The 1,707-nt window shown below is 33.5% G+C and carries 2 protein-coding genes; both read left to right on the top strand.

All coding sequences use genetic code 11. The features are described from left to right. Nucleotides 1-568: 568 nt before the first annotated feature. Nucleotides 569-739: a hypothetical protein gene (locus tag WBM60_RS16975; RefSeq protein ID WP_424283382.1), complete on the top strand. Its 171-nt coding sequence runs from the start codon at nt 569-571 to the stop codon at nt 737-739. Continuing rightward, nucleotides 732-1,667, top strand: coding sequence for a patatin-like phospholipase family protein (locus tag WBM60_RS16970; protein WP_424283381.1), 936 nt, complete (start codon nt 732-734; stop codon nt 1,665-1,667). The genes WBM60_RS16975 and WBM60_RS16970 overlap by 8 nt, the downstream gene beginning before the upstream one ends. Nucleotides 1,668-1,707: the final 40 nt, after the last annotated feature.

Genomic DNA, 1,707 nt, shown 5'->3' with positions numbered 1-1,707 from the left:
GTCATAATCTTATCCTTTTTTAATGGAATTTGAATTAGAACTAAAAAAATAACCAGAGTACAACAATAACTAGAAATAATTTCAGATGCTTGCCTACAATGTAAATACTTACAAATTTTCTATTCGGTTTTTATTTGCTAAATTCGTCCTTTAAACACACAGCTAATCAACAAAAAATATTAGCCTTAATTATAACCAATAATTGAAATAAAGATTAATTTCTTTAGGGAAAATAGATAACAGTTTGTATATATCTCTTTAATACAAAAGTGACGAAACTTTATTCTATTTTGTTCTATTCAGAATGAAATATATTCAAGACATTTTAGACAACTTCCATAGTTTCTTTAGCTGTATCTCTACTTTTCTTCCACTTTAGTTTATTGTATGAACGCGCTGTTGCGACTACTTTTGATGTTATACTATAATTGAACTTGGTAAAGATTTGTGTAAATTGTCCACCTTACAATTAAAAACATAATGTCAAATAGTTATAATATTATTAAAATGAAAATACAGAAAATGATAAGTATTGGAGTTGCTTGAGTAAGCTTGTAAAAATGTAACGATGATTAGAATTTTTGGCACACTTATACGTCTACTAACACATGGGAATCTTGCTGTATTTGCACATCAAGATGCCCTTGTTATGACAACCAAAGAGGTTCTTTTTGGCGCCACATCAACCGATAAAATGTTTGAAGAGACCATTAATCAACTCAAATTGAAATATGAATAAACATATATTACTTGCCATTATTTGTTCGATAATGGTTTTTCCAAGTTTACTTTCTGCACAAGAAAAAAAACCAAAAGTTGCACTTGTTTTAAGCGGTGGAGGTGCCAAAGGTGTAGCACATATCCCAACATTACAATTGTTAGATTCCTTGGGTATAGTGCCCGACCTAGTTATAGGTACCAGTATGGGAAGTATCGTTGGTGGCTTGTATTCTATGGGCTATTCTGGAAATGAGATCGAGAAGTTGACCAAAGAAATGGATTGGGATGCCTTATTTGGGGGTAAAGTTTCTTTGCTAGATATTAGTAACGAAGAGAAAAGTGAGTATGAAAGATACTTACTAGAACTTGATATTGAGAAAGGAAAACCAAAACCAAGCAGTGGCGTTGTCAGTGATCAGAATCTTCTGGCATATCTGCATTCGGTAACCTATCCAATTTATGATGTTAGCAATTTTAATGACCTTGCCATACCCTTCAGAGCAGTTGCTACAGATATTGTAAATGGCAAAGAAGTCATACTTGGTGACGGGTCATTAAGTAAGGCCATGAGGGCAAGCATGTCTATTCCGGGCGTGTTTTCGCCGGTAGATTATGAAGATGTTCTGTTAGTAGATGGTGGCGTTCTAAATAACTTTCCGACAGATATAGCCAAAAACATGGGAGCCGATATTATTATTGGGAGTGATGTGGGAGGCGGTATGAAACCTAAAAAAGATTTAGATAATATTGCAACACTGATCTTCCAGACTGGTATGTTAAGTAGTAATTTGAAAAACCCAGGGAATCGCGAATTGTGTACAATTCTTGTGGATCATGTGAACAATCTCACTTATAGTACCGGAGATTTTAATAAAGCCACAGAAATTTACGAAGAAGGTAAAATTGCAACTAAAGAAAATAATAATGCATTTATTGAATTGGCCTAAAAATTAAAAGGATATCAACAGTTAACACATACCCTCCCAA

Source organism: Eudoraea sp., from assembly GCF_049669105.1.
GTDB lineage: Bacteria > Bacteroidota > Bacteroidia > Flavobacteriales > Flavobacteriaceae > Eudoraea.
The sequence above is the reverse complement of the archived record's forward strand: the minus strand, read 5'-3'. Positions and strand labels throughout refer to the sequence as shown.

Bases quoted from the DNA above. Each gene is read 5' to 3' on its own strand.
- WBM60_RS16975 (WP_424283382.1), top strand. From the start codon at position 569: ATGATTAGAATTTTTGGCACACTTATACGTCTACTAACACATGGGAAT.
- WBM60_RS16970 (WP_424283381.1), top strand. From the start codon at position 732: ATGAATAAACATATATTACTTGCCATTATTTGTTCGATAATGGTTTTT.